We start from the raw sequence: 3947 nt of genomic DNA, 5'->3' as shown, positions 1-3947 counted from the left end.
GGATCGGCAATTCTCAAGATCACCACCGGCAATTCTAATTATCGTTGATCACCCGTTGCCCGCAGGCTGGTCCCATCGCTGCTGCGCCCCATGGCAGCCCCGGTAACACCACCCCGCCCCTGATTGACCCAGGCCCGGCCCGTCAACACATCCGGCGTAATCCATGCCGCCCCGCCGCCGCGGCCCCCCCCGTACGGGCACGGCGCCGCCGTGCCCCAACAGCCGCCGCCCCGCCGGCCGTCACCCCAGGCCCGGGAATCGTCGGGACGGGGGGCATTATAGTATTAGTCTTCATGCGCTTTAATTTCCATCAACGAGCCGGGGAGCATCAGGGGCAGTGCCTGTTGCACCTGTGGCATTGTGTCCATTGAGGCTATATTTCAGCTTTCGCGGCAGACATTCGTCAAGCAGCACGCGCATCGTTCATCTCCAGGACAAGCGCTTCTAAGCGGGCTAAAACGGTATCGACTTGTTCCCGGCTGACCGACGGGAAATCGTCTAAAAAATCCGTGATCGTGTCACCCGCTCGTACATAGTCGAGCAGATTTTTGACCGGTACCCGCGTGCCGGCAAAGACTGGGGTTCCGCTCAAAATATCTGGGGATTGTACGATGAGGATCGCCATCTTCGGTGTCATCACGTACCTCCTGTGTCGGCCCGCAAACAGCGCTGATGAAAGTATAGCATAATCTTAGTCCATCCACCCGTCACCCGCGATCATTCCATGCCCACGGCCGTTGGGGCACGGCGCCGCCGTGCCCCAACAACGGCACCACCGTAACCTATCCCCAGGGCTACGCTGAACCTACCCCCCCTCTACCAACTCAATCTCCTCATCCGTTAGGCCATACAAGCGGTAGACAAGCAGGTCGATCAGCCGGTCGGTCGCTGTGATCGCCGCTAGCGTCGGGGCCAGTGTGGCCACCGCAAAACACGCCCTTGCAGCAGGCAAACGGGGATGGTAAGATGAAGCACAGCAATCATGTAGAGCGTGCCCTGCACAACCGAGGAGTTACGACTATGCCGCGTAGCCTCAGCGCAAGCCTTTTGATCATCATGCTTATTCTGTTGAGTGCGTGTACGCTACCTTTTGATGAGCCTGGCGCAACCGCGCCGCCGGCGATCATTGTGACGCCGACGCCCCGCCTCGATGCGACCGAGGCCGTTGCCCAGGTACCGCCGACTACCGTGCCGACCGAGTCCCCCATGGGGGCAACGCCCGAGGTGCCCTCGGTCAGTGAACCGCGCCTGCTCGAGCAAGTACTCGCACGCGGGCGGCTCGTCTGTGGCGTGAATGAAGACTTGCCGGGCTTTGCCTCGCCCGACCCGAACCAAACAGGCAACTATCGTGGCTTTGATGCCGACTTTTGCCGCGTCATTGCGGCAGCAGTTTTTGGTGATGCAACTGCGGTTGAGTTTGTCCCGTTGAATGTTTCGGCACGTTTTCGGGCCGTGATCAACGGCGATGTTGATGTCTTGATCCGCAACACAACCTGGACGGCGCTGCGTGATACGGGGTTACAAGACGACCAGTTGGGCTTGATCAGGCTCGACTTTGGGCCGATCATCTTTCATGATGGTCAGCGCTTTATGATCCGCGAGGGCCTGACGACAACCAGCGGTCAGCCCGTCGTTGACGTGGCCGGGCTCTTTGGCAAATCAATCTGCGTGATTGATAATACGACCAGCACCCTCAACCTACGTGACCAGATGGCGGCGAGGGGGTTGCCCTATATTCCCATCATCAAAGCGACAACTGACGAAGCCTTTGCCGCCTATGATAATGAAGAGTGCGACGCGATTACCAGCGACACCTCGCAACTCGTCGGACGGCGCGTGACGCTCAGCAACCCATCGGAGCATACGATTCTCGCCGAACAGATCTCGCGTGAACCGCTCGCGCCGGTCGTGATCGAGCATGACAGCCAGTGGCGCGATATTGTCAGTTGGGCGATCTTTGCGACGATCTATGCCGAAGAACTCGATGTCACCTCGCGCAACCTGAGTCAGGAACTTACCTCCTCCAACCCCGATATCCAGCGCCTGCTTGGGCGTTCGGGCAATATTGGGGTCAACCTGGGCCTGACCAACGATTTTGCGCTCAACATTATTCGCGAAGTTGGCAACTACGAAGAGATCTACAACCGCAACCTTGGGCCAGAGACACCGTTTGACCTGGATCGCGGCCCCAATAAAGCCTGGAACAAAGGCGGTGGCGGTGTCTTGAGTTCGCCACCCTTCCGTTAAAGGGGCAAAAACGTCGCGGCTGTGGCCGCAAAGCCAACTCCTTCGCTGAAAAGAAGTCCGCGTAGCTGGCTTTTTTTCAGCGAAGGATGGGGGTAATCTTTCATTGCAATGCGTTTTCCGCCATGTTATGATACGTCAAAGGTGAGCGGGAAGGGGAAAGCAGTGGAGGACGAGCGCAACCGAGCGGATGGGGTCAGGTATTTGCAGCGTGGCCTGGCGCTCGAACGTGCCAACCGAGTTAACGAAGCGGTTGAACAGTATCGTCAGGCCATTGCGATCAACCCACATTTGCGTGAGGCGCATAATGCGCTAGGTTTCTATTATCAGCGCAGCGGTCTGCTTGCCAAAGCTGCCGATGCGTTTCACACGGTGGCGAGCCTTGATGGCGATTTTCTCGCCTATTTCAACCTGGGCTATGTGCTGGTTGAACTCGAACGCTACGAAGACGCGCTCGAGGCCTTTGCAAGTTGCCTCCGGCAGGCCCCCGAGGATGCCGCGACCCACTTTGAACTGGCCTTGATCTACCTGAGTCGCGATGAGTATAGCGAGGCGCTTTCGCATCTCCAGCTACCGCTGACCAACTACCCCGAAGACTGGGAGGTTCACAACCTGCTGGGGCGTTGTCTACTCGGTTTGCGACGCTACGACGAAGCGGTCGCGGCGCTGGGGCGGTCGCTCTTGCTCGCGGGGACGCCCTTTGCCCAGGCGGAGGTGATCGAAAATATCAATACGGTCGAGCGTCACCGCGAGTTTCGCAACCTCAACACGGTCAAAGATCAACTCTACGCCCGTGAAGGCGTCATCTATCTTGGCTCGGCGGCTGACGATGGGTTGCATGTTCACGAACATCACGATTTTCACTTCACGTATGTCGATGTTGCAACGACCCTGCAGCGCCTGAACGCACTTGCTTCGAGTTCACGGTGGCAATTTACGGCGATCCTTGCCGTCGACACGCTGGCCCGCCCGCTTGCGCAGGCGATTGCTGAATTGCTGCATACACCGCTCAAGACAGCGGAAGACCTGAGTGAACAAGACCGGGTGCTGCTGATCTTCGCGGTTGCCCGCGAAGCCGAATTGCTCTTATTGACGGTCGAACATCTGCCATGTCAGGCTACCGCCTTCTGCCTCGGGCTGAACTGGCTCCGTCACAGCAAACTGCTGCCCGACGTTGTCGGCATTGTCGCCCGTGGGACGTGCAGTGTGCCCTGGGAAAGCGAGCTCCGCCAACTTCGCGCCGAAGGAGCGCGGCCCGAAGCCGTTCTCGAGTGCATCGCGCGCGCAACCATGACGATCCACACGACCGTTGCCAGCACGCCGATTGATCCCAACCTGCCCCGCCAGATCCGCTACTACACCCGTGTCCACCGGCGCGTCAATGTGCTCGGGCACGAATAAGTGGTTTGGGAACGAACAGGGTGTTGCCCAGGCCCGCCCTTGTCACCCCGAACGCCCTTGTCACCCCGAACGAAGTGAGGGGTCTTCCATGCCGATGCAGGGCAGATTCCTCACTACGCCTACGGCTTCGTTCGGAATGACAACGGAGGCGTTGCGCTCCGCCCAGGAGGCGGGGAGGCGTTGCGCTCCGACCATGAGGTGTGTTACTGAGGCGTGAGGCCGTGAGCAACCAGGGCGTTGCCCAGGCCCGCCCTTGTCACCCCGAACGCCCTTGTCACCCCGAACGAAGTGAGGGGTCTTCC

The 3947-nt window shown here is 59.3% G+C and carries 3 protein-coding genes; 2 read left to right on the top strand and 1 reads right to left on the bottom strand.

Features of this window, described 5'->3' with window-relative positions:
* Nucleotides 1-403: 403 nt before the first annotated feature.
* Complete coding sequence (locus EYB53_RS25095) at nt 404-637, bottom strand: DUF433 domain-containing protein (protein WP_097650334.1); 234 nt, start codon at nt 635-637, stop codon at nt 404-406.
* 383 nt (nt 638-1020) lie between these two features.
* On the opposite strand from EYB53_RS25095, the gene EYB53_RS25090 reads away from it, so the two are divergent.
* Both EYB53_RS25090 and EYB53_RS25085 read left to right on the top strand, forming a co-directional pair.
* Nucleotides 1021-2247 carry an amino acid ABC transporter substrate-binding protein gene (locus EYB53_RS25090; RefSeq protein WP_254151250.1) on the top strand — a complete coding sequence of 409 codons (1227 nt, stop codon included), beginning with the start codon at nt 1021-1023 and terminating at the stop codon, nt 2245-2247.
* Between the two features lie 162 nt (nt 2248-2409).
* Complete coding sequence (locus EYB53_RS25085; RefSeq protein WP_167857621.1) at nt 2410-3645, top strand: tetratricopeptide repeat protein; 1236 nt, start codon at nt 2410-2412, stop codon at nt 3643-3645.
* Nucleotides 3646-3947 lie beyond the last annotated feature (302 nt).

It is taken from the genome of Candidatus Chloroploca mongolica, assembly GCF_004762035.2.
GTDB classification, from domain to species: domain Bacteria; phylum Chloroflexota; class Chloroflexia; order Chloroflexales; family Chloroflexaceae; genus Chloroploca; species Chloroploca mongolica.
The sequence above is the reverse complement of the archived record's forward strand: the minus strand, read 5'-3'. Positions and strand labels throughout refer to the sequence as shown.

Excerpts from the sequence above, each read along its gene's own strand:
- EYB53_RS25095 (WP_097650334.1), bottom strand. The coding sequence starts at position 637 with ATGACACCGAAGATGGCGATCCTCATCGTACAATCCCCAGATATTTTG.
- EYB53_RS25090 (WP_254151250.1), top strand. The coding sequence starts at position 1,021 with ATGCCGCGTAGCCTCAGCGCAAGCCTTTTGATCATCATGCTTATTCTG.